Below are 23,657 nucleotides of genomic sequence, written 5' to 3'. Positions count from 1 at the left end.
CCGCCCGGCCGTCCGGGCGGCGGAGCGGAAGCGGTCCCGCCGTGTGCGGGGCCGCTTCTGGATTTTTCGGGCATTAGGTCGGCGGTCTGGTTCTGCCCCTTGACGGGAAGCGAGCCTAAAGGCTTGCTTAGAGTTCACATGTTGTAGACGACGGGGTCTCATCGGCGTGGCTCCCGTCCGGTTCGGCAGGAGTGGAATGGTCGTGGAGACTCCGGGATCCCAGTCGTCGCTGCACCGGGCCAACCTCGAGCGGGTGGTCCGGGCCGTACGCCTGGCGGGTTCGCTGACGCAGGCGGAGATCGCCCGTACGACGGGGTTGTCCGCCGCGACGGTCTCCAACATCGTCCGCGAACTGCGGGACAACGGGACCGTGCAGGTCACCCCCACCTCCTCGGGCGGGCGCCGGGCCCGCGCCGTGGCGCTGTCCGGTGACGCGGGCGTCGTCGTCGGCGTCGACTTCGGGCACTCCCACCTGCGGGTGGCGGTCGGCAACCTGGCCCACCAGGTGCTCGCCGAGCAGTCCGAGCCGATCGACGTGGACGCCTCGGCCTCCGAGGGCTTCGACCGGGCCGAGCAACTGGTCGCGCGGCTGATCGAGTCCAGCGGCATCGACGCCGACAAGGTGATCGGCGTGGGACTCGGCGTGCCGGGCCCGATCGACGTGGAGACCGGCGCGCTGGGGTCCACCGCCATCCTTCCGGGGTGGGGCGGCATCAACCCGCGCCAGGAACTCGCCGAGCGGCTGCGCATGCCCGTCCAGGTGGACAACGACGCCAACCTCGGCGCCCTCGGCGAACTGGTCTGGGGCGGCGGCCGGGGGGTGAAGGACCTGGCGTACATCAAGGTGGCCAGCGGCGTGGGCGCCGGGCTGGTGATCGACGGCCGCATCTACCGCGGGCCCGGCGGCACCGCGGGCGAGATCGGTCACATCACGCTGGACGAGTCCGGCCCGGTGTGCCGCTGCGGCAACCGCGGCTGCCTGGAGACCTTCACCGCCGCCCGCTACGTACTGGACCTGCTGCGCGGCAGCCACGGCCCCGGTCTCACCCTGGCGCGCATGGTGCAGCTGGGCCGCGAGGGCGACCCGGGCTGCCGCCGGGTCATCGCGGACGTCGGCCGGCACATCGGCATGGGCGTCGCCAGCCTCGCCAACCTCTTGAACCCGAGCCGGGTGGTGCTCGGCGGCGACCTCGCCGAGGCCGGGGAACTGGTCCTCGCGCCCCTCAGGGAGTCCGTGGCACGGTACGCGATCCCCAGTGCGGCGCGGCGCCTGTCCGTTGTCTCCGGGGGCCTGGGGGCCCGCGCGGAGGTGCTGGGCGCCCTGGCGCTGGCCCTCAGTGAGGTGGGGGATTCAACCCTTTTGGATGCCGATGCCCCTGCAGCGGTCGCTGTGTCGTAGAGATCACTCTGCGTTCATCTAGATAACGAAACGCACCGTTGCCATCTCGTTAAGTATTTACTTCTTGACGTCAAGGCTGTTGCCGAGTTGACTCACGCTCACCTCGGCCGCAGTCTTTTGCGGCCCTGTCAGGGAGGCAACCCCACATGAACGCAATGATGCGTCGCGTCGTGATCGGCACCGCGGCCGTCTCCATGGCCCTTTCCGTTGCGGCGTGCGGCAAGGCCGGCGACGACAAGGCGGACGGCGGCAGCAGCAGCACCGGCAGCAAGAGCAAGACCATCGGTCTGCTGCTTCCCGACAGCGTCACCGCGCGGTACGACAAGTTCGACAAGCCGCTGTTCGAGGCCAAGGTCAAGGAGCTGTGCGCCGACTGCGACGTACAGTACGCGAACGCCGCGGGCGACTCGGGCAAGCAGGCCCAGCAGGTCTCGACCATGATCACCAAGGGTGTCAAGGTGATCGTGATCAGCGCCCAGGACGCCGCTGCCATCAAGACCTCCGTCCAGGCCGCCGTCGACAAGGGCATCAAGGTCGTCGCCTACGACCGCCTCGCCCAGGGCCCGGTCTCCGCGTACGTCTCCTTCGACAACGAGAAGGTCGGCGAGCTGCAGGGCCAGGCGCTGCTCGACGCGCTCGGCGACAAGGCGAAGCCGTCGGCGAACGTCGTCATGATCAACGGTGACGACGCCGACCCGAACGCCGCGATGTTCAAGGCGGGCGCCCACAAGGTGCTCGACGGCAAGGTCAAGATCGCCTACGAGCAGAGCGGTCTGTGGAAGGACACCGTCGCCAACCAGAAGGTGACGGCGGCCATCACCCAGATCGGCGCCAAGAAGATCGCGGGCGTCTACGCCGCGAACGACGGCATGGCCGGCGGTATCGCCACCGCCCTCAAGGGCGCCGGCATCAGCGGCATCCCGCTGACCGGTCAGGACGCCGAACTCGCCGGCATCCAGCGGATCGTCGCGGGCACGCAGTCCAGCACGGTCTACAAGGCGTTCAAGCCCGAGGCCGACGCGGCCGCCCAGCTCGCGGTCAACCTGATCGAGGGCAAGGCCATCGACTCGCTGGCCACCACCTCGCTGACCAGCGGTTCCGGTGACAAGGTCCCGTCCCAGCTGCTGACCCCGGTCTCGGTGACCAAGGCCAACGTCAAGGACACCGTCGTCGCCGACAAGCTGTGGTCCGTCGAGGAGATCTGCACGGCCGAGTTCGCCGCGGCCTGCAAGGCTGCCGGCCTCCAGTAACACGGCAGGTCCTCCCACCGGAGGCCGCCACGCGTACCTGTCCGGTGCCCGCCCCGTCCAACAGACCCCGCTGACGGGGCGGGCGCCGGACAGACAGTTCGCTTCCGTTCATGTAAAGCTGTGCAGTTTGCACAAAACTCCGCGCCCCTGCAAGCGCGGCATCCCCGCCGGTCAGGCGGCGAAGGAGATGGTTCACGTGTCCGCTACGCCCGTGCTGGCGTTGCGCGGAGTCTCCAAGCGATTCGGTGCGGTCCAGGCACTCACCGATGTCGATCTGGAGGTCCACGCCGGTGAGGTCGTCGCGCTCGTCGGCGACAACGGCGCAGGTAAGTCGACCCTGGTCAAGACGATCGCGGGTGTCCACCCCATCGATGAAGGCGTCATCGAGTGGGAGGGCAAGCCGGTCAGCATCAACAAGCCGCACGACGCCCAGGGCTTCGGAATCGCGACGGTCTACCAGGACCTCGCGCTCTGCGACAACCTCGACGTCGTCGCCAACCTCTACCTCGGCCGCGAGATCAAGCGCGCCAGCGTGATCGACGAGGTCACCATGGAGGCGCGGTCCAGGGAGCTGCTGAGCACCCTGTCGATCCGCATCCCCAGCGTCCGCATCCCGATCGCGAGCCTGTCGGGTGGTCAGCGTCAGGTCGTCGCGATCGCGCGCGCCCTGATCGGCGACCCCAAGCTGGTCATCCTCGACGAGCCGACCGCCGCCCTCGGTGTGGAGCAGACGGCCCAGGTGCTCGACCTGGTGGAGCGGCTGCGTCAGCGCGGCCTCGCCGTCATCCTCATCAGCCACAACATGGTGGACGTCAAGGCCGTCGCCGACAAGGTGGCGGTACTGCGGCTCGGTCGCAACAACGGTGTGTTCGACGTCAAGAGCACGTCCCAGGAAGAAATCATCTCCGCGATCACGGGCGCCACGGACAACGCCGTGACCCGCCGTCAGGCGCGGCGCACGGAGGATGCAAAGTGAGCGACACGTCGAAGACCGTAAAGAAGGACGCGGTGGCAGCGGTCGAGGACGCGTCCTCGGCGGCCGTGCCCGTGGTCGACCCGCGCCTGCTCGTCCGTGAAGAGGGCCTCAAGGGCTACATCACGGAGTTCAAGCGCAAGGTGCGCGGCGGTGAGCTCGGCTCGCTGCCCGTCATCATCGGCCTGATCATCATCTGGACCATCTTCCAGACCCAGTCGAGCAGCTTCCTGAGCGCCGGCAACCTGGCCAACATCGGCTTCTTCCTGGCCGCCACGGGCATGCTCGCCATCGGTCTGGTCTTCGTGCTGCTGCTCGGTGAGATCGACCTGTCGGTCGGTTCGGTCAGCGGCCTGGCCTCGGCCGTCTTCGCCATCTTCGTGACGAACCACGGAATGAACCCGTGGCTCGCCCTGGTGCTGGCCGTTGTCACGGGCATCCTCATCGGCGCCCTGCACGGTTGGTTCTTCGCCAAGATCGGCGTCCCCGCGTTCGTCGTCACCCTCGCCGGCTTCCTCGGCTGGAACGGCCTGATGCTGCAGCTGCTCGGCGACAGCGGAAGCCTCTCGATCCCGGACAACGGCCCCCTGCACATCCTGGGCCAGCGCTCCTTCTTCATGGACCAGGACATCTCCGGCGCCTACCTGCTGGCCGGACTCGGCACCGTGGCCATGCTGGCGGGCTCCCTGATCGAGCAGCGGCGGCGTCGCGCGGCCGGCGTGCCGTTCCGTCCCACCGGTGAGATCGCGTTCCGCGTGGGCGCCCTGGCGGTCGTCTCCTTCGTCGCCGCGTACGTCCTCAACCAGGCGAGCGGCGTTCCCAACGCGCTGGTCATCTTCCTGGCGGCCCTGGTCATCACGGACTTCGTGCTCCGGCGCACCTCCTACGGCCGCAAGGTGTTCGCGGTCGGCGGCGGCATCGAGGCGGCCCGCCGGGCCGGCATCAACGTCGCCATGGTCCGCATCTCGGTGTTCGCCATCTCCGGCGGTTTCGCGGCGCTCGGCGGTCTGTTCTTCGCCGCGCAGACCTTCACGGCGACCCTCGGTGCCGGCGGCGGCAACACCCTGATGCTGGCCATCGCGGCCGCGGTCATCGGCGGCACCAGCCTCTTCGGCGGCCGCGGCACCGTCTGGTCCGCCCTGCTCGGCATGCTGGTCATCCAGTCCATCCAGACCGGCCTGGACCTGCTCAACATGAACACCGCGCTGCAGTACATGATCACCGCCGCGGTGCTCCTCGCCGCCGTGGTCATCGACTCGGTGTCCCGCAAGAGCCAGAAGGCCGCCGGCCGCGGCTGACGGTTCTCACCGCACCAGTGGCGTGACGTGCCCGGCGCAGGGAAGATCATCCCAGCGCCGGGCACAGGTGTGTGCGGAGCTGAAAACGCGAACACATACACTCGGGTAACCGGCAAGCGACAACAAGGAGGCACGGGTGGCGCTGCTGACCCGTATCAAGGGACCGCGCGACCTCGACCGGCTCAGCCCGGAGCAGCTGGTCGAGCTGGCAGGCGAGATCCGTACCTTCCTGGTCGACGAGGTCTCCAAGACGGGCGGGCACCTGGGGCCGAACCTCGGTGTCGTCGAACTCACCATCGCCCTGCACCGCGTCTTCGACTCGCCGAAGGACAAGGTGCTGTGGGACACCGGGCACCAGTCCTACGTCCACAAGCTGCTCACCGGCCGTCAGGACTTCTCCAAGCTCAAGGGCAAGGGGGGCCTGTCCGGCTACCCCTCGCGCGCCGAGTCCGAGCACGACGTCATCGAGAACAGCCACGCCTCCACGGTGCTCGGCTGGGCCGACGGCCTGGCCAAGGCCAACGAGCGGCTCGGCAAGCGCGACCACACCGTCGCCGTCATCGGTGACGGCGCGCTGACCGGTGGCATGGCCTGGGAGGCGCTGAACAACATCGCCGCCGCCAAGGACCGCCCGCTGGTCATCGTCGTCAACGACAACGAGCGCTCCTATGCGCCCACCATCGGCGGCCTCGCCAACCACCTCGCCACGCTGCGCACCACGGACGGCTACGAGCGCTTCCTCACCCGCACCAAGGAGCTGCTGGAGCGCACCCCCGTCATCGGCCAGCCGCTGTACGAGACCCTGCACGGCGCCAAGAAGGGCTTCAAGGACTTCATCGCCCCGCAGGGCATGTTCGAGGACCTGGGCCTGAAGTACGTCGGCCCGATCGACGGCCACGACCTCGCCGCCCTGGAGTCCGCGCTGCAGCGCGCCAAGCGCTTCGGCGGCCCGGTCATCGTCCACTGCCTGACGGAGAAGGGCCGCGGCTACACGCCGGCCCTGCAGGACGAGGCCGACCGCTTCCACGCCGTCGGCAAGATCCACCCCGACACCGGGCTGCCCATCGCCGCCTCGGGCGCGGACTGGACCTCGGTCTTCGCCGAGGAGATGGTCAAGCTCGGCAAGGAGCGCAAGGACATCGTCGCCATCACCGCGGCGATGCTGCAGCCCGTCGGCCTGGACAAGTTCGCCAAGGCCTTCCCCGAGCGCGTCTACGACGTCGGCATCGCCGAGCAGCACGCCGCCGTGTCCGCGGCGGGTCTGGCGACCGGCGGCCTGCACCCGGTGGTCGCGGTCTATGCGACCTTCCTCAACCGCGCCTTCGACCAGGTGCTGATGGACGTCGCGCTCCACAAGTGCGGTGTGACCTTCGTCCTGGACCGTGCCGGCATCACCGGCACCGACGGCGCCTCGCACAACGGCATGTGGGACATGTCGATCCTGCAGGTCGTCCCCGGCCTGCGGATCGCCGCCCCGCGCGACGCCGACCAGGTGCGCGCCCAGCTCCGCGAGGCCGTGGCGGTCGAGGACGCCCCGACCGTGGTCCGCTACTCCAAGGGCGCGGTGGGCCCGGCGGTCAAGGCCGTCGGCAAGGTCGGCGGCATGGACGTGCTGCGCACGGCCGAGCCCCAGGGCGACGGCGCCAAGCCGGACGTCCTGCTGGTCTCCGTCGGCGCGCTCGCCCCGATGTGCCTGGAGATCGCCGGCCTGCTCGACGCCCAGGGCATCACCACCACCGTCGTCGACCCGCGCTGGGTCAAGCCCGTCGACGCGGCCCTGCCCGGTCTCGCGGCCGGCCACCGGGTCGTCGTCACGGTCGAGGACAACGGGCGCGTCGGGGGTGTCGGCTCCGCCGTCGCCCAGGCGCTGCGCGACGCGAACGTGGACGTGCCGCTGCGCGACTTCGGCATCCCGCAGGAGTTCCTCGACCACGCCGGCCGCAAGGAGGTCATGGCCGAGATCGGCCTGACCGCCCCGGACATCGCGCGCCAGGTGACCGGTCTCGTCAGCCGGCTCGGGGACCGCTACGCCGACGAGCCCGCACCGCAGGTCGCGGGCGACTGACGCCCGCTTCCCGCCCTCGGCACCACCGGGCCGGGCGACACCCTTACGGGTGATCGCCCGGCCCTTCTGCCGATGTGTACGCGCGCCAGATCCGGTCACAAGCATCTGCGGGTGCTGTGATGCAGGAACAACTGTGGAGGTGCGCCGGTGGACGTGGGCGGTAACACGGCGAAGGGTCGGAGCGGTTTCTTCCGTACCAAATCGGTCGAGGAGTCCCTGCGGGACACACAGGAACCGGAGCACGCGCTCAAGAAGTCACTGTCCGCCCTCGACCTCACGGTCTTCGGCGTCGGAGTGATCATCGGCACCGGCATCTTCGTCCTCACGGGCAAGGTGGCGAAGGAGAACGCGGGCCCCGCCGTCGCCCTGTCCTTCGTCGCCGCCGGCGTCGTCTGCGCGCTCGCCGCCCTGTGCTACGCGGAGTTCGCCTCCACCGTGCCGGTGGCCGGGTCCGCCTACACCTTCTCCTTCGCGACCCTCGGCGAACTGCCCGCCTGGATCATCGGCTGGGACCTCGTCCTCGAACTGGCCCTGGGCTCCGCCGTGGTCGCGGTCGGATGGTCGGGGTACGTGCGCTCGATCATGGACAACTGGGGCTGGCACCTGCCCTCGGTGCTGTCCGGCGGCCAGCAGAGCGGCTTCCACTTCGACCTGCTGGCCTTCCTGCTGGTGGCGGTGCTGACCGCCATCCTGGTCGCCGGGATGAAGCTCTCGGCCCGGGTCACCTCCGTGGTGGTCGCCATCAAGCTGACCGTGGTGCTCATCGTGATCGTCGTGGGCGCGTTCTTCATCAAGGGCCAGAACTACACGCCGTTCGTCCCGCCGGCCGTGCGGTCCGAGGGCGCGGAGGCCGGCATCAAGGCCCCGCTGATCCAGCTGATCTCGGGCTTCGAACCGTCCCAGTTCGGCGTCATGGGCATCTTCACCGCGGCGGCCGTGGTCTTCTTCGCCTACATCGGGTTCGACATCGTCGCCACCGCCGCCGAGGAGACCAGGAACCCGCAGCGCGACGTGCCGCGCGGCATCCTCGGCTCGCTGATCATCTGCACCGTGCTGTACGTCGCCGTGTCCATCGTCGTCACCGGCATGCAGCACTACAGCCAACTGACGGTGGACGCGCCGCTGGCCGACGCCTTCAAGGCCGTGGGCCACCCCTTCTGGGCCGGGCTGATCGCCTTCGGCGCCGTGGTGGGCCTGACGACGGTCTGCATGATCCTGCTGCTCGGGCAGAGCCGGGTCTTCTTCGCGATGAGCCGCGACGGACTGCTGCCGCGCTTCTTCTCCCAGGTGCACCCCACGCGGGGCACGCCCTACCGCTCGACGATCCTGCTCGGCGGCATCGTGGCGATCGTCGCGGGCTTCACCACCATCGAGGAACTGGCCGAGCTGGTGAACATCGGCACCCTGTTCGCCTTCGTCGTCGTCGCCGTCGGCGTCGTGGTGCTGCGCCGCACCCGTCCCGACCTGCCTCGCGCCTTCCGCACCCCGTTCGTGCCGTGGCTGCCCGCGGTGTCGGTGCTCGCCACCCTGTGGCTGATGCTCAACCTGCCGGCCGAGACCTGGCTGCGGTTCGCCGTCTGGATGGTCATCGGCTGCGTCGTCTACTTCCTCTACGGCTACCGGCACAGCCGGGTGCGCAAGTCGGCCCGCCAGGGGTGAGCTGACGCGGCGGGAGGGCGCCCGGTACGTTGGGCGCGTGCCGACCCGTCCCGAGACCGCCCGCGCCGCCGCGCCCGCGCCTCCGGAACGAGGGACGGGCGCGGCCCCGTACCGGGCGCCCTCGGCGTTCACCCGGCTCTCGTGGCCCGTGCTGCTCCCGCTGCTGACGTTCGTGGCGGCGCTGGTCCACCTGCCCTCCTTCGTACGCCCGGTCTGGAACCCCGACGAGGGGTTCCTCGCGACCCAGGCGCGTGTGCTCGCCTCCGGCGGCGTCCTCTACGACACCGTCGTGGACCGCAAACCCCCGTTCCTGCCGTGGCTCTACCAGGGCGCGTTCGCGCTCTTCGGGGACGGCTCGCTGTGGCCCCTGCGGGTGGCTGCGGTCCTCGCCCACGTGGCGACCGCGGCGCTGCTCGTCGTCCTCGCCCGGCGCCGCTGGGGCGACCGGTGGGGCGCGGCCGCCGGGTTCGGCTACCTGCTGCTGTCCGTGGGCCTGGCGCCCGAGGACACACAGGCGGCCACCTTCGAGGTCTTCACCCTCCCGTGGACGGCGGCCGCCGTGCTCTGCGCCGACCGCCGGCGCTGGGGCGCGGCGGGAATGGCGGTGGCGGGGGCGGCGCTGACCAAGCAGACCGGCGCGGTGGTGCTCCTCCCGGTGGTCTGGATGCTGTGGCGGGCAGGACGGGAGAGCGGGGCCGCGCCCGCGGGCGCCTGGGTCCGGCTGACGGCGGGGTGCGCGCTGCCCGTCGCGGCCGTGGCCCTGGTGACCGGTGCGGGGCGCTTCGTCTTCTGGACCGTCACCGGGTCCGGCACCTACATGTCTCCCGAGGGCGCCTGGCTGCTCGCCGTCGGGCGGGGGCTCGGCAACGCCGCGATCCTCGCGGCCGCCGGGGCGGGGCTCCTACTGCCGGCCGTCCGGCTCGCCGCGCGCCGGCGGGCGGGGGCCGGGGCCGAGTTGTGGATCTGGCTCGGCGCGTCCGCCGTCGCCGTCGTGGTGGGCTTCCAGTTCTACGGCCACTACTACCTGCAACTGCTGCCCCCGCTCACGCTCGTCGGGGTGGCCGCGCTGCGCCGGCTGCCCGCCCGCGGGCCCGCCCTGAGGGCCGCCGCCGTCTGGACGGTGCTGGCGGCGACCGTCTTCACCGGCTGGGGCTTCGCTGCCCCGCGCGCCGAACTCGACCACGCCCGGGCCGTCGCCGCCGCGATCCGCGCCCGCACCGACGCGGACGGCACCGTCCTGGTCTGGGGCATGCACCCGGAGCAGTACTGGCTGTCCGGACGCGCACCGGCCGGCCGCTTCCTCACCGCGGGATTCCTCACCAACTTCAGCGGCGGCCGCGGCGGGGCCCGGGTCGGCGAGCGGTACGCCGTGCCGGGTGCCTGGGCGGACTTCCGCGGGGAGTTCGCCGCCGCGCCCCCCGACGTCGTCGTCGACGACTCCCGGGGAGCCCCCTACGGCGCGGCGCACGTCCCCGGCCTGCGCCGCCTGCTCGACCGGGGCGGCTACGAGCGCGCCGGCACCGCCGACGGCGCGGTGCTGTACGTCCGGCCGCCGCGCGGCTAGTCAGCCGCGCACCGCCCGCGGGCCGGCGACCTCCGCGCCATGGGCGGTCACCCGCCGGCGCAGCTCTCGGTCGGCCGTCACGACCAGGCACGGCCGCTCCGGCGCCCGTGCCGCGACGAGTTCGGCGACGAGGTCGTCCCCGCTGCCCGACGCGGCCTCGACCCGTACCCCCGGCACGGGCGCCACGCCCCGGGCCGCGCCCTCCACGACGAGCACGATGTCGAGCGGCGCCCGGCGGGCCCACTGGGGCACGTCCGCCCGCTCGGGCAGGCCGGTCCGCGCCAGCCCGGCGAGGGCGTCCCGTACCCGCTCCGTCGCCCCGTGCCGGTCCCGCCACCATCCGTCGGGCACGGACCCCACGGTGTTGGCGGCGTCGACCACGACCAGAGGCGCTGTCCCATCGTTCACCGGCCCACCCTCCCACGACCGGCCCGGAGCCCTCCCGCCCCCGCGACCGTGGGCGTGAGGCCCCACCCCCCAGGGGGCGTGGTCGTACGCGGTGGTAGAAAGTCCCGGTGAAGCAGACGAAGTCCAAGCGCTGGCGGTCCTATGCCGGGACGGTGATCGTCCTGGGTGTGGTGTTCGGGGGTTCTGCCGTCCTCGGGGCGCATGTGCGCAGTGAGAAGCAGCACGAGGTCAAGGTGCCGGCCGGTGCCTCGGGCGAGGAGCAGTTGGCGGTGCCGGTCCGGCCGGCGAAGCTGCCGGTGACGCTGACCGTGTACGAGGACCTGCGCAGCCCGGAGTCGAAGGCCTTCGCCGCCGAGTACGCGGACACCCTCGCGAATCTGGTCGCCACCGGTCAGGTGGGGATCGACTACCGCCTGGTGACGCCGACCGACGCCGCGGACGGCGGCAGCGGCTCCCTGGCGGCGGCCAACGCGGCCGCGTGCGCGCAGGACGTGGGCCGGTTCCAGGAGTTCGTCGCGCAGGTCTGGGACGCCCAGCCCGCCGACGCCCAGGACGATCCGTTCACCAGCGACGTGTTCCTCAAGGGCCTGGCGAAGAAGGCCGGCGACGTGGACGAGACGCACTTCGTCCCGTGCGTCCAGGGCGGGGACCACGACGGCTGGGTGCGACGCTCCCAGGAGGAGTTCGCCGCGGCCGGGTTCACCTCCGTGCCGGTGGTGCAGGTGAACGGCGAGACCGTCACCGACTCCGCGGGCGGCGCGTCCGGGCTGACCCCCGCCAAGCTGACGCAGCTGGTCGAGAAGGCCGTCGCCGAGGTCGTGGACGGCACCACCGCGAACGGCTGACCACACCGGCCACGCTGTCATTCCATCAGATTTGTGTGGAAATCGGGTAATAAGGGCATGTGGCACTCGATCGCGAGGAGTGGTGGTGCACATGTCCACACCGGTGTTCGACGAGGTCGGGCCGCTGCCGGGCTGCGTCTGTGAGGACTGCGCACGGCGGCGGCTGATCCGGGCGGCGACCCGCGTCACCCCGCCGTGCGCGCCACCGGCGGCCGCCTCCACGGCTCTGGTCGTGCTGGCCACGACCGGCGCGGCCGTCATCGCACCCGCCGCCGTGGCGGCTCCCGCGGAGGACGCCGGCCAGGCGGCGATGTCCGCCGGCCGGACCGAGCAGGCGCAGCCGGACCTGATCGGCTCCGCGGTCCCGCTCCGCCTGACCCGCGATCAGATCCTGGAGCGGGCCAGGCGCTGGATCGACGCCAAGGTCCCGTACGACATGCGCCGCCGCTGGCGGGACGGCTACCGGCAGGACTGCTCGGGATTCGTCTCCATGGCCTGGGGCCTGGGCACCAGCCAGTGGACGGGCACACTGCCCCGCTTCGCCGAGCGGATCGGCCGCGACGAACTCGAACCGGGCGACATCCTGCTCTTCCACAACCCCCGCGACCCGGTCGACGGCTCCCACGTCACGATCTTCGGGGGCTGGGCGAACGCCGCGCACACCCGCTACACGGCCTACGAGGAGACCCGGCCGCGTGCCCGGGTCCGCACGACGCCGTACGCCTACTGGGACCACTCCAAGCGCTACGTCCCCTACCGCTACAAGTACCTGCGGGGCGAGGGCCTCGACGACCTCTACGACGACCTCTACGAGGACCTCGACGGGGATCTGGACCTCGGCGACCTCGCCTCCCTCGCCTATCCGGGGAGCCGGTCCTTCGGCCCCGGCGCCGCCAACGGCTACATCACGCGGCTCGGCACGATGCTGCGCCGGCGCGGTGCGGGCGAGTACTACCACGACGGGCCGGGGCCCCACTGGAGCGACGCCGACCGCCTCGCCACCCGCGCTTTCCAGCGCGCGCAGGGCTGGAAGGGTGATCAGGCGGACGGTTTCCCCGGCCCCCTGACGTGGCGGTACCTGACCCAGGGCGCGGGGGCCGACGTCCGTGGCGCCGGGAGCCCGGCGGCACCGGCACCGGCATCGGCTCCGGCACCGCCTGCCTACCCGGGCATCGGTGGCTTCCGGCCGGGCCAGTCGGGCCCGCACGTGCTCGCGCTGGGACGGAGGCTGGCCGCCAAGGGCTTCGGCCGGTTCTACGCGAAGGGACCGGGGCCGCGCTGGGGCGAGGCCGACCGGCGCGCGGTGGAGGCCTTCCAGCGGGCCCAGGGCTGGACCGGCAGCCGGGCGGACGGCTACCCGGGCCCCGAGACGTGGAAGCGGCTCTTCTCATGACCGTCACCGTGCAGGGGAGCCCGGCCGAACTCCCCGTCCCCGTCCGGGCGGCCGCGTACGGCGCCGGCGGACCGGCCGACGCGGAGCCGCCGTCCGAGATCGCCGAGCGTCCGGGACGCTGCCTGCCCGGCGGCGCGGCCGTGCTCGCGGCCCTGGTGGCCGCGGGCGGCACGGCCGCGCTCCTGCTCGGTCCGGCCGGGTCCTCGCCCGCCGTCCGCGGCAGCGCCGTGGCCGTCCTCGCGGCGCTCACGGCCCTGACCGCGCTCGGCCTGGCCCGGGGCCGCCCCGGCTCCGTCTGGATGCTCTCCCGGCACGGCGCCTACCGCGGCACCGTCCGCCGCACCGGACTGCTCTGGATCAGCCCGCTGCTCGTCCGCCGCCGTGTCGACACCAGCCTGCGCCACTGGCGCAGCAGCCCCATCGAGGCCACCGACGCCTGCGGCACCCCGCTGCAGGCGACGGTGCTGGTGGTGTGGCGGGTCAGGGACACCGCGCGGGCCGCCTTCACCGTCCACGACCACGTCCGCTATCTGCGCGAACAGGTCGAGGCGGCGGTCACCCGCTGTGTGTCCCGGCTGCCCGCCGACGACTTCCGCGGCCCCGGTCCCACGCTCCGCGACACCGACCGCCTCGCGGACGACCTCACCCGGATCCTCGTCGAGGACCTGCGGCCGGTCGGCGTCGAGGTGTTCTCCGCCCAGCCCGTCCGCGTCGACTACGCGCCCGCCGTGGCCGCCGCCATGCGCCGCGCCCAGGTGGCGGCGCTCGACGCCCGCCACCGCCGGGCCGCCCTGGACGAGGCACTCACCGCCGTCGGCGAGACCGTGCGCGGCCTGCTCGACCGCGGACTGGTCGACCTCGACGACTACGAACGCAAGGCCCTGGTGCGGGACCTGACGGTCGCCTACTGCACCGCCCGTCCCGCGGAGGGAGCCGCGCCCCCCGCCTGAGGCTCAGTTGGACGTGGTGGACTCCAGTACCGACCGGGGGATCGCGGTGTCCTCCCGGATCGCCTTCCACAGGCGGGAGGCCTGCGGCTCGGCGGCCACCACGCGGTTGGGGTCGGCCTTGTCGTAGACGACGGGCAGCATGACGGTGCGCAGGTGGCCCGGGTCGAGGCCCTTCAGGCTGCGCCCGAAGTCGCCCAGTTTCACCAGGGAGCCGAGCCCGGAGTCGGTCGTCAGGGAGCGGGTGGCCGAGTCCGCGATCCGGTAGGCCTTGGCGGGGCTGCCGAGGAGGTCCTGCCGCTTGATCTCGTCGAGGGTCGCCAGCAGGAACTGCTGCTGCAGCCCGATGCGGCCGAGGTCGCTGCCGTCACCGATGCCGTGCCGGGTGCGGACGAAGGCGAGCGACTCGGTGCCGTCGAGCCGGTGCGTGCCGGCCTCGAGGTCCAGGCCGCTGGACGTGTCGTGGATGGTCTTGTCGATGGTCACCGTGACCCCGCCGAGGGAGTCCACGAGGTTCTGGAAACCGGCGAAGTCCACCTCGACGTAGTGGTCGATCCGCACGTCCGAGATGTGCTCGACGGTCTTCACCACACAGGCCGGACCCGCCGTCGTGTAGACGGAGTTGAACATCACGCGCTTCGCGGACGGCAGGGTGCTCCCGTCGCGGGCCTTGCACTCGGGGCGGGTGACCAGCGTGTCCCGCGGGATGCTCACCGCGACCGCGCTCCTGCGGCCCTCGGGGAGGTGGATGACCATGGCGGTGTCCGAGCGCGCGGTGCCGCCGGTGTTGCCGCCGGCCAGGCCCTTGTTCGCGCCCGAGCGGGAGTCGGAGCCGAGCACCAGGATGTCCTTGGCGCCGGTGGCGAGCTTCTCGGGCCGGTCCGGGCCGAGTTCCCGGTCCAGGTCGATGCTGGTGAGGTTGGAGTTCAGGTGGGCGTAGGCCCACCACGCCGTGCCACCGGCGAGCAGTACCAGGGCCAGCAAGGTCCAGGCCACGACCCTGCGGATCCTCTGCCCCCGGGTGCGGGGGACGCGTGCCTTCGGCGGTGCGGTGACCGTGGCGGCCTCGTGGTCGGTTTCGACGGCGTGCGGCATCGCGTGCGTTGTCCTCCGTGGTGCGCGGTCCGGGAACCGGTCGCGACGCACCGCGTCGCAGCCCCTCCCCCTCGTGATCGAGATCCGCGGAAGTGTAGCCCGCATGCATATCATGTGAAGAATTGGGGTTCCGGATCCGTGGCGGGCCCACAGGGGTGAAGGGGTGGGCGCACGTCATGAGGGGTGGAGCGGCGCGCGCGGCGCAGCGGCGGGAGGCCGGCGGGCGCCCGGACGCACCGGACGCCGGGAGGGCCGCGACCGGTACGGCCGCCGGCACATGGCTGGTGCGCGGCGCCGACGGCAGGCTCACCGCGTACGCCCCGTGCCAGGGCGGCCTGCTGCGCTGGACGGAGACCGCGGCGGGCGGCGACGCGTGGACCGGGCCGGACGTCCTCCCCGCGGACGGGCTGACGCACCTGGCGGTGACCCAGGGCGCCGACGCCTTCGTGCACTTCCTGGGCCGCCGTGAACGACCGTGCGCCGACGGCGGGGTGGCGGTCGACGTGGTGTACGCCCTGCAGTACCAGACGGGACGCCCCCCGACCGAGTGGGTGTCGGTGGGCAATCCGCACAAGCAGCCCGGACGGGCGGCGCGGCTGGGCGCCCCGGCCGCCGCAGTCGACGCCTCGGGCGCGGTGCACGTCTTCGTGCGCAACGCCGGTGGCGGTGTCATGCTCCGGCGCGAGGGCAAGGGCGGTGCCTGGGAGCCCTGGCGCGACCTCCGCGGGACCGACGTCCAGGAGGGACTCGCCCCGGCGGCCGCGTCCTCGGGCCGTGTCGAGGTGCTGGCGGCGGGCGCGGAGTCGGCCCTGCGCTGGGTGCGGGCGACACCCGGCGGCGCGATGGAACGGGCGTCGGACATCCTGCCCGCGCCGGTGGCGGGGTCCGTCACAGCACTCGAGACCGCTCCGGACCGGCTCACCTGGTTCTGGACCGACGCGGGGGGCTCCGGGGTCGTCGCGCACAGGCCGGGCGGCTGGATCTACCCGCTGGGTGGGGATCCGGGGGACGGCGCCCACGCAGCGCTGCGCGGCACGCTCGACGGATACGACTGCACCGTGCTGGCCCACCGGGGACGCAACGGCAACGCGATGATCGGCGCGTACCTGACCGAGTCGGAGGGCGACGGTGTGGCGTGGACGGACACCGGTGTCGCGTGCCTGGGCGGGCCGGCCCTCGCGCACGACGCGTTCGGACGGGTGGTGCTCGCCGTGGTCGGACGCGACGGCCGGCCCCGCCTCGCCCGGCAGGAGCGCGACAGCGGGCTGACGCTCTCCGAGTGGGTCCGGATATGAGCCGTTTGTGCACCGGATTTCGATTGCGTGACAGACTTTGCGTTTTCAATAACTCGATCTGGACAGAGTGCGTGGGCCATGTAAACATTCCGTGAGGTCGGCGTCTGTGTGCGAGGGGGCTCGAAGGCACAGACGGCCGTCGCGGGCTGCGCCCCGTGACGGCGTGCCGGCGGCGGTAGTGAGCGGAGACGGTGCGCCCCTCGGGGGCGGGGGGTGTGATGACGTCAGCAGTGCTGCGGGCGGCGGGTTCCCGTGTCGGGCGGCGTGGCATTCGGATGGCGCCCGCGATGTCCTGGGTGGTGCGGTAGTTCGGTGGTGAGCCTCAACAACCCCGAGGCCAGCGCACTTGTGTCGACTTATCGATCGCTGGTGCCTGCCCGTGCGCGCCGCCGGATCGTCCGGGGCGTCCCCCAGCCGCTGCGCAACGCGGTCAAGCGTTCGCTGACCATCGCCGACGACACGCGGTCCGCCGTGGTCGTGCGGGCGCTGGGCGGCAGGCGCGGCGCCGGCGGGCACAGCCTCGCGGGTCAGGCCCGCGTCGTCCGCGTGGACGGGCGGCACATGCGTGCCGTCGTCGTCCCCGAAGTGACCGCCTGGGCCGCCCGCGCGCGGAACCTGCACCTGCTGGTCGCGGCGTTCGAGGAAGCCGGCATCGACTACTTCTGTGTCCGCGGGACCTCCTCGGCCACGCCCTGCGTGGCGGTGCCGGTCCGGCTGCGCGCCGAGGCCGAGGAGGTGCTCCAGCGGGCGTTCGAGCGCGAGCCCGGATACGTCGGGCCGGTCACCGGCGGCCACATGCGCACCGGCGGCTCGGCCGGCGTCTGGCGCAGCCTGCGCGGCAACCGCGTCCTGCGCGTCGTGTGGAACGTCTGCGACCCCTCCGGGCACCTGGTCTTCGGCAGTGGGTCGGGCTGCGACCTGGAGTTCTGGGCCGAGGAGAACGGCGAGCTGGTCGCGCCGCGGCCCAACCGCGTGATGACCCAGACCCCGGTGGCCGCCGAGCGCTGCTGGGCCCCGCAGCGGCTGTTCAGCCCGCTGCCGGACGCCTACTCCTCGGGCCACGCCCGCACCTTCCCGGAGTTCACGGCCGCGCTGCCCGAGGACCACCACTTCCCGATCGACGTCGTCTACACCTGGGTCGACGACTCCGACCCGGTCTGGCGCGCGTCCAAGGACCGGGCGCGCCGGGCCCTGGTCTCCCGTTCCCAGCACGGTCTGCACGAGCAGGCGGCCAACGACGCCCGGTACATCAGCCGGGACGAACTCCGCTACTCACTGCGGTCGCTGCACCAGTACGCGCCCTGGGTGCGCAACATCTACCTGGTCACGGCCGGCCAGCGACCCGCCTGGCTCGACACCACCTTCCCCGGGCTGAGGGTCGTGGACCACCGGGAGATCTTCTCCGACCCCGGCGCGCTGCCGACCTTCAACTCGCACGCGATCGAGAGCCAGCTGCACCACATCGACGGCCTCTCCGAGCACTTCCTCTATCTGAACGACGACGTCTTCCTCGGCCGCCCCGTGCAGCCCGGGCACTTCTTCCACCCCAACGGGCTGAGCAAGTTCTTCACGTCCAAGGCCCTCATCCCGCCGGGCACGGTCACCTCGCAGGACCTCCCGGTCAACGCCGCGGGCAAGAACAGCCGAGGCCTCATCGCCCAGCAGTTCGGCACGGTCATCTCCCAGAAGATGAAGCACACGCCGCACGCGCTGCGGCGCAGCGTCCTGGCCGAGATCGAGCAGGTCTACGCCCAGGCGCACCGCAGCACCCAGAACTCGCGTTTCCGCTCGCCCCACGACGTCCCCATCACCTCGTCGCTGCACCACTACCACGCGTACCACTCGGCCCGCGCGACCGCGGGCGAGCTGCGCTACCTCTACGTGGACCTGGCCGACGAGCTGGCCGGCCGGCGTCTGAACGGCCTGCTGGCCAGGCGGAACTTCGACACGTTCTGCGTCAACGACACCGTGGTGCCCGAGGACCGCGACGCCCAGGCGCGGATGCTCGACACCTTCCTCACCAGCTACTTTCCCGTCCCCAGCCCCTACGAGAACCCCGGCTCCGAAGGGCTGCCCGCACCGCGGCGCACCGCAGAATTGGGAACCACCCGCGAATGACCGTCCGACCCCCCCGCCTCGGCCTGCGCCGCAGGGCGGCCACCGTACGCAAGAAGCTGTACCGCCGTGCCACGGTCCTGCGCACGGCGCTCATGCTGCGGTTCTTCCTCCCCCTGAGGGCGAGGCGGACCGCGCGCCTGCGGTACGCGGCCGTCCTCGACGGGCAGACCGTGAACCTCCACGCCGAGCTCCCCGGCTCCGTCACCCGGGTCGGCGACGCCGAGATCGAGCTGAGGCGCGGCCGGGAGAGCCACCGCACCCCGGCCCGGGTGTACGAGGGGGCCGAGGGGCGGCTGCTGATGGACGCCGCGGTCCTGCTCGGTGACGAGGCGGGAGGCGCCCCGGTCGGTGCCGGCCGGTGGAAGATCCGCCTGCGGCTGCGCTCGGGAGGGCGTTCCCGGACGCTGCCCCTGCTGTTGGTGGAGCCGCCCGTGCCCTACGACGGTCCCACGATGCCGATGGCCGCCTCGCCGGTCAGCGGCCGCCGCTACCGGATCGGGCGGACGGTGACCGGGAACGCGCGCGTGGTCACCTCGGCCGCGCGGCCGGGCGCCGAAATCCTCAAGGTCGACCTCTCACACGCGGGCCTCTCCGTCGCCTTCCGGGTGTTCGGCACCGAGGTCGCGGAGCCGTGGGCGGAGTTCATCGCGTCGGGACGCCGTATCCAGCAGCCGGTGACCGTGTCCGGCGACGGGTCCTGGCACGTCGTCGTGCCCCTCGAGCAGATGACGCCGCGCCGGCGGGCGACCGAGCACTGGGACGTCGCCCTCTGCTCCCGGGGGCGGCGGCCGATGCGGCTCGGACGCCGTCTGCACGACGTGCGCAATCCGCTACGCGTGTTCGCCGTCCAGCAGGCCGTGGTCGCACCGCCGGGACAGGACCCGCTGGTCGTCCATCCCCGCTACACCCCCGCGGGCAACTTCCGGGTGACGTGCACCCGCATGCCCGAGGCCGAGGGGAGGGCCTGATGCGGATCACCTTCCTGCTGACCACCGCCGACGCGGTGGGCGGCACCGAGCGCGCGGTGTTCAACCAGGCCTCCGAACTCGCCGGCCGCCACGACGTGCGCGTGCTGAGCGTGTTCAAGAGCCGCGCCGAACTGTTCTTCACGCCGGACGAGCGGGTCCGTGTCGACTACCTCGTCGACACCACCGGGCCGGTGCAGCGGCCGCTGCGGAGCACCGGCCTGGACGACCCGTCCTGCGCCGCGCTAACGGGGCTGCCCAGCGGCATCGTCGAACGGGACTGGGAGGCGGCGTTCAACAGGCTCTCGGACATCGAACTCGAACTCGCCCTGCAGGACACCGACACCGACATCCTGGTCACCACCACTCCGGCGCTGATGGCGCTCGCCGTGCGCCTCGCACCCTCCCGGGTGATCACCGTCCACCAGGAGCACCGCGTCTCCGAACTGCGCGGCACCAGTGGAGAGCCGCTGCTGCGCCACGCCGCGCGCCTCGACGCGCTGGCCGTGCTGAGCGGCCGTACGCGTGACTGGTTCGCGGAGACCCTGGGCGCGAGCGCGCCCGAGATCGCGGTGATCCCCAACGCGCTGCCCGCCGGGTTCCGCCCCAGGTCGACGCTCGAGACCAGGACGGTGGTGATCGCCGGCCGCCTCGTCGCGGAGAAGCAGATCGACCACGCGCTGGAGGCGTGGTCGCTGGTCGCCCCGCGCCATCCCACGTGGACGCTGAGGATCTTCGGCGACGGACCGCTCAGCGGGGCCCTGCGCCGACAGATCACCCAGCTAGGACTGCACGACAGCGTCCAGCTGAACGGCAACTCCCCGCATCTCACCGAGGAGTGGGCCAAGGCGAGCATCGCTTTGATGACCTCCCGCAACGAGGCCTTCCCGCTGGTCCTCATGGAGGCGCAGGCCGCCGGGGTGCCGGTGGTCTCCTACGACTGCCCCAACGGCCCGCGGGAGATCATCCTCGACGGGCAGACCGGGCTACTGGTGCCGCACGGCGACGTCGGCACCCTCGCCACCCGCCTCGACCAGCTCATGGGTGACGCTCCGCTCCGCCGTCACCTGGGTGCCAACGCCCTGGAGGCGATCGCGCGCTTCGCGCCCCCCGTCGTCACGGCGCAGTGGGAGGGCTTCTTCCAGGAGCTCGTCGACCGCCGTGACCGGGGCGGCAGGGCCTTGGCCAAGGCGGACCGCCAGGCGCTCCACGCGGTGCACAGCGGCTCGGACGGCGCCGTGAAGGCGGCGACACCCGCGCCCGCCACCCAGGTGAGGTCGGGCAGGCAGCGCGGGATCCAGGAGCGGATCGCCAGGAAGCGGCCGTCACTGGTCCACAACGGCGGCCAGCTCTGCCGCGTCACGGACGCGGAGTCGCCCTTCGACATCGTGCAGGCCAACCTCGCGTTCGCCGCCGACGTGCTGGAGGCCGCGTCGATCCCGTACTTCCTGGTTCGCGACAGGATGGTCCGGCGCACGATCGCGGTCCACGCCTCGCACCGTGAGGCGTTCCTGAAGGAGCTGGCGGACCGCTACCGCGACGAGGCGGTGTACGCCGCGTTCCTGGACGATCGGCAGAACCCGATCACCACCGTGTTCGCCGAACTCGCCGGCGACTTCGTCGAGCTGCCGTGTTCCGGCGTCCGGATCTACCAGAGCGTCGTCTCTGTCTCGCAGACCCTGCGGCTCGGCGAGGTCTACGGGTGCACCGTCTCCTTCTGGGAGGACGATCCCGAGGACAGCACGGTCTTCGTCTCGCCCGCGCGGACCCTGATCGGCGACCGGGTCTCCCAGCGGGCCATGGAACGGGCCCCCATGACCCTGTCCGGACGCGCGTACTCCTCCATCGCGCCCTACACCCGCCCCCTGCACGAGGACGTCACCTTCCCGATCGACGCCGTGTACACCTGGGTCGACGGCTCGGACGTGGAGTGGCTGGAGCGCAAGAACGAGGTGCTGGCCCGGCTGGGGCTGGAGACCGTGGACGCCGCCGCCAGCGCGGCGCGCTTCCGCAGCCGGGACGAGCTGCGCTACTCGCTGCGCTCGATCGACATGTACGCCCCGTGGATCCGGAACGTCTTCATTGTGACGGACCGTCAGGTACCGTCGTGGCTGGACACCACGCACCCGCGCGTCCGGGTCGTGGACCACACCGAGATCTTCGGGGACCAGGGGGCGCTGCCCACCTTCAACTCGCACGCGATCGAGAGCCGGCTCCACCACATCGAGGGCCTGTCGGAGCACTTCCTCTACTTCAACGACGACTTCTTCATGGGCAGGACGGTGCAGCCGGGCCTGTTCTTCCACGGGAACGGGCAGGCCAAGCACTTCCTGTCGCCGACCGCGGTGCCGATGGTGCCGGCCACGGAGACGGACGACTTCAACATCAGTGCCGCGAAGAACAACCGCGAGCTCATCGCCGGTTCCTTCGGGCAGTACCTGACACATTCCTTCCTGCACGCGCCGTACGCGCTGCGGCGGAGCGTGATGACCGACCTCGAGGAGGCCTACCCCGAGGCGGTCGCGGCCACGGCGGCCAGCAGGCTGCGCAGCCACAGCGACGTCTCGGTCGCCTCGTCGCTCCACCACTACTTCGCCTACCACACCCGGCGCGGCGTGCCCGGCTCGATCTCCTGCGGATTCGTCAACGTCGGCCTCAGCGAGCACCGGACGCGGCTCAACCGCCTGCTGACCACACGCCCGAACGACGTGTTCTGCCTCAACGACTTCCACGACGGTGACGTCCCCGAGGACGAGCAGGACGCGATCCTCGCCGCCTTCCTCCCGAGCTACTTCCCCGTGGCCAGCCAGTTCGAGACCGGATCGCCCAGGAACGCGCGCCACCACGCCGGCCGACTCCCGGACTGGCCGCTGTGATCGTCACCGCGGCCCGGACCTCCGCTCCCACCGGGCGCGTTGAAAGGACGTCAGGATGAAGCTCTGCATCGTCGGCAACTCCGTGGCCGCCTCGCGGACGCCGCAGGAGTCGCCGCTGGCCGGATGGGGGCAGTGCCTCGCCGAGTTCCTGCAGCCCTCGTGCTCCGTGCGGAACTACGCGCGTGACGCGATGACCCTCCGCGACTACTACCCCACCCGGTTCGTCGACCTCCTGAACATGCTGGAGCCGGGGGATCTGGTCGCCATCGAGTTCGGCGCGGCCGACCAGCGGATCAACGCTGCGAAGCTGTACCACAGCCCCCGCGAGTTCAAGGAGTTCCTGTACCTGTACGTGGACGGCATCCGCGGTGAGGGCGCGGTGCCGCTGCTGGTGACGCCGTCCGCGCGCTGCGTCTTCGACCCCCACGGGGCCGTCCTGGACACGCACGACGGCTACCCGCAGCTCGTGCGCGAGGTGGCCGCGGAGACCGGTGCCCCGCTCGTCGACCTGAACGCCATCACGACGTCGATGCTGCAGGAACTGGGCTGGAACAGGGCCCGGCAGTACTACAACTGGCTGGACGCGGGGGACCACCCCAACTACCCGGACGGCAACGTCGACTCCTCCCACTTCAACGAGACCGGGGCCCGTGAGGTCGCCAGGCGCTTCGCCGGAGCACTCGTGGACACCCCGGGAGTCCCCCCGGGGCTGGTGGACCCGCGCACGCTGACCCCGTCGATGTTCCCGCCCGTCGTGCCGGAGTTCACGGTGGAGAACCCGGAGTCGGCGCTCCACTCGCCCGTTGCGTCCGCGGCGCCGCCGGTCCATGCGTCGCCGTCCCCGTCGGCCCTCGTCAGCCCCCAGGTGAAGTTCACGGGCAAGGCCGACGCGGGCACGTCCTACATCCTGTTCTTCGAGAACGGGACCTACCTCGGCGGCACCCGGGTGGGGCAGAACGGGGTCTGGCAGTGGCGGCGCCTGGTCGGCTGGGCCGCCGGCGACCACGTCCTGCAGGCCGTGGCGATCACCGCACAGGGTCCCTCGCACGCGACGGGCCTGCCGTTCACCGTGCTGGACCGGGTCGAACCCCCGGTGGTGGCCGGACCCGCCGACGGCGCGTGGAGCGGCCCGCGTCCCCGGTTCTCCGGCACCGCCGCCGCGGGGGTCTCGAAGGTGATGCTGCTCGAGGGCGAGCGGCTGATCGCCGAGGCCGCGGTGAAGGACGACGGGACCTGGAGCGTCACCCACCCGCACGACTGGCGGCCGGGCACCTACACGGTGGAGTTCGTGGCGGTCTTCAGCGCGCTCTCCTCGCCGCCCACCCGGCACACGCTGAGAGTCCACGGCATCCCCGACGGGAACTGGATCAAGGAGTCGGTGCACGCCCGGGTGAGCTGCGGGGACACATGCGACCACCACCCCTTCGCGGGCCGGTGGTGACGTCCCCCGACATGGGTCCGCCCCGGCGCCGGTGACGGCGCCGGGGCGGACCCATGGGTACGGGAG

General features: G+C 72.0%; 17 protein-coding genes. 15 read left to right on the top strand and 2 right to left on the bottom strand.

Translation table 11 applies throughout. The annotated features are described in order from the left end of the window. The first annotated feature begins 202 nt into the window (after window positions 1-202). The 7 genes from B085_RS0134820 (at window position 203) to B085_RS0134790 (ending at window position 10,208) form a co-directional block, all read left to right on the top strand. Window positions 203-1,399 (top strand): ROK family transcriptional regulator, encoded by a 1,197-nt coding sequence (locus tag B085_RS0134820; protein ID WP_026251755.1) that lies wholly within the window; start codon window positions 203-205, stop codon window positions 1,397-1,399. Window positions 1,400-1,545: 146 nt separating this feature from the next. Beyond that, window positions 1,546-2,649, top strand: coding sequence for a sugar ABC transporter substrate-binding protein (locus B085_RS0134815; RefSeq protein WP_026251754.1), 1,104 nt, complete (start codon window positions 1,546-1,548; stop codon window positions 2,647-2,649). Window positions 2,650-2,836: 187 nt separating this feature from the next. Next, on the top strand, window positions 2,837-3,625 hold the full coding sequence (locus B085_RS0134810) for an ATP-binding cassette domain-containing protein (protein ID WP_037733039.1): 789 nt from the start codon (window positions 2,837-2,839) through the stop codon (window positions 3,623-3,625). Further along, window positions 3,622-4,920 carry a sugar ABC transporter permease gene (locus tag B085_RS0134805; protein ID WP_018563228.1) on the top strand — a complete coding sequence of 433 codons (1,299 nt, stop codon included), beginning with the start codon at window positions 3,622-3,624 and terminating at the stop codon, window positions 4,918-4,920. Before B085_RS0134810 ends, B085_RS0134805 begins: the two co-directional genes overlap by 4 nt. A gap of 136 nt (window positions 4,921-5,056) precedes the next feature. Next, on the top strand, window positions 5,057-6,985 hold the full coding sequence (dxs, locus tag B085_RS0134800; RefSeq protein WP_018563227.1) for a 1-deoxy-D-xylulose-5-phosphate synthase: 1,929 nt from the start codon (window positions 5,057-5,059) through the stop codon (window positions 6,983-6,985). Between the two features lie 147 nt (window positions 6,986-7,132). Then, a complete protein-coding gene (locus B085_RS0134795) occupies window positions 7,133-8,644 on the top strand; it encodes an amino acid permease (protein WP_018563226.1) in 1,512 nt (503 codons plus the stop codon). Window positions 8,645-8,681: 37 nt separating this feature from the next. After that, entirely contained in the window at window positions 8,682-10,208 is a 1,527-nt protein-coding gene (locus tag B085_RS0134790; protein ID WP_018563225.1) for an ArnT family glycosyltransferase, read from the top strand. On the opposite strand, the gene B085_RS0134785 is transcribed toward B085_RS0134790, so the two are convergent. Beyond that, window positions 10,209-10,616 (bottom strand): NTP pyrophosphohydrolase, encoded by a 408-nt coding sequence (locus tag B085_RS0134785; RefSeq protein ID WP_037733037.1) that lies wholly within the window; start codon window positions 10,614-10,616, stop codon window positions 10,209-10,211. A gap of 107 nt (window positions 10,617-10,723) precedes the next feature. Between B085_RS0134785 and B085_RS44780 the strand changes: the two genes are divergently transcribed. The 3 genes from B085_RS44780 to B085_RS0134770 all read left to right on the top strand — a co-directional run bounded on the left by B085_RS44780 (window position 10,724) and on the right by B085_RS0134770 (window position 13,804). Then, on the top strand, window positions 10,724-11,461 hold the full coding sequence (locus B085_RS44780; protein ID WP_018563223.1) for a DsbA family protein: 738 nt from the start codon (window positions 10,724-10,726) through the stop codon (window positions 11,459-11,461). 91 nt (window positions 11,462-11,552) lie between these two features. Then, complete coding sequence (locus B085_RS0134775) at window positions 11,553-12,854, top strand: peptidoglycan-binding protein (RefSeq protein ID WP_018563222.1); 1,302 nt, start codon at window positions 11,553-11,555, stop codon at window positions 12,852-12,854. Beyond that, a complete protein-coding gene (locus tag B085_RS0134770) occupies window positions 12,851-13,804 on the top strand; it encodes an SPFH domain-containing protein (RefSeq protein WP_018563221.1) in 954 nt (317 codons plus the stop codon). Before B085_RS0134775 ends, B085_RS0134770 begins: the two co-directional genes overlap by 4 nt. 3 nt (window positions 13,805-13,807) lie before the next feature. Here B085_RS0134770 and B085_RS0134765 read toward each other — a convergent pair whose 3' ends face one another. Next, window positions 13,808-14,896, bottom strand: a complete 1,089-nt coding sequence (locus tag B085_RS0134765; RefSeq protein WP_018563220.1) for an LCP family protein — start codon at window positions 14,894-14,896, stop codon at window positions 13,808-13,810. Between the two features lie 176 nt (window positions 14,897-15,072). Between B085_RS0134765 and B085_RS0134760 the strand changes: the two genes are divergently transcribed. The 5 genes from B085_RS0134760 (at window position 15,073) to B085_RS0134740 (ending at window position 23,591) form a co-directional block, all read left to right on the top strand. Continuing rightward, window positions 15,073-16,191, top strand: a complete 1,119-nt coding sequence (locus tag B085_RS0134760; protein ID WP_026251753.1) for a hypothetical protein — start codon at window positions 15,073-15,075, stop codon at window positions 16,189-16,191. Between the two features lie 369 nt (window positions 16,192-16,560). Then, entirely contained in the window at window positions 16,561-18,309 is a 1,749-nt protein-coding gene (locus tag B085_RS0134755; protein ID WP_018563218.1) for a stealth conserved region 3 domain-containing protein, read from the top strand. Beyond that, window positions 18,306-19,277, top strand: coding sequence for a hypothetical protein (locus tag B085_RS0134750; RefSeq protein ID WP_018563217.1), 972 nt, complete (start codon window positions 18,306-18,308; stop codon window positions 19,275-19,277). Before B085_RS0134755 ends, B085_RS0134750 begins: the two co-directional genes overlap by 4 nt. After that, window positions 19,277-22,150 carry a stealth conserved region 3 domain-containing protein gene (locus B085_RS0134745; protein ID WP_018563216.1) on the top strand — a complete coding sequence of 958 codons (2,874 nt, stop codon included), beginning with the start codon at window positions 19,277-19,279 and terminating at the stop codon, window positions 22,148-22,150. The genes B085_RS0134750 and B085_RS0134745 overlap by 1 nt, the downstream gene beginning before the upstream one ends. Window positions 22,151-22,205: 55 nt before the next feature. After that, window positions 22,206-23,591: a GDSL-type esterase/lipase family protein gene (locus B085_RS0134740; protein WP_018563215.1), complete on the top strand. Its 1,386-nt coding sequence runs from the start codon at window positions 22,206-22,208 to the stop codon at window positions 23,589-23,591. Window positions 23,592-23,657: the final 66 nt, after the last annotated feature.

Origin of the sequence: Streptomyces sp. BoleA5, from assembly GCF_000373665.1 — a bacterium.
Lineage (GTDB): Bacteria > Actinomycetota > Actinomycetes > Streptomycetales > Streptomycetaceae > Actinacidiphila.
This window is presented reverse-complemented; position numbering and strand designations above follow the sequence as displayed.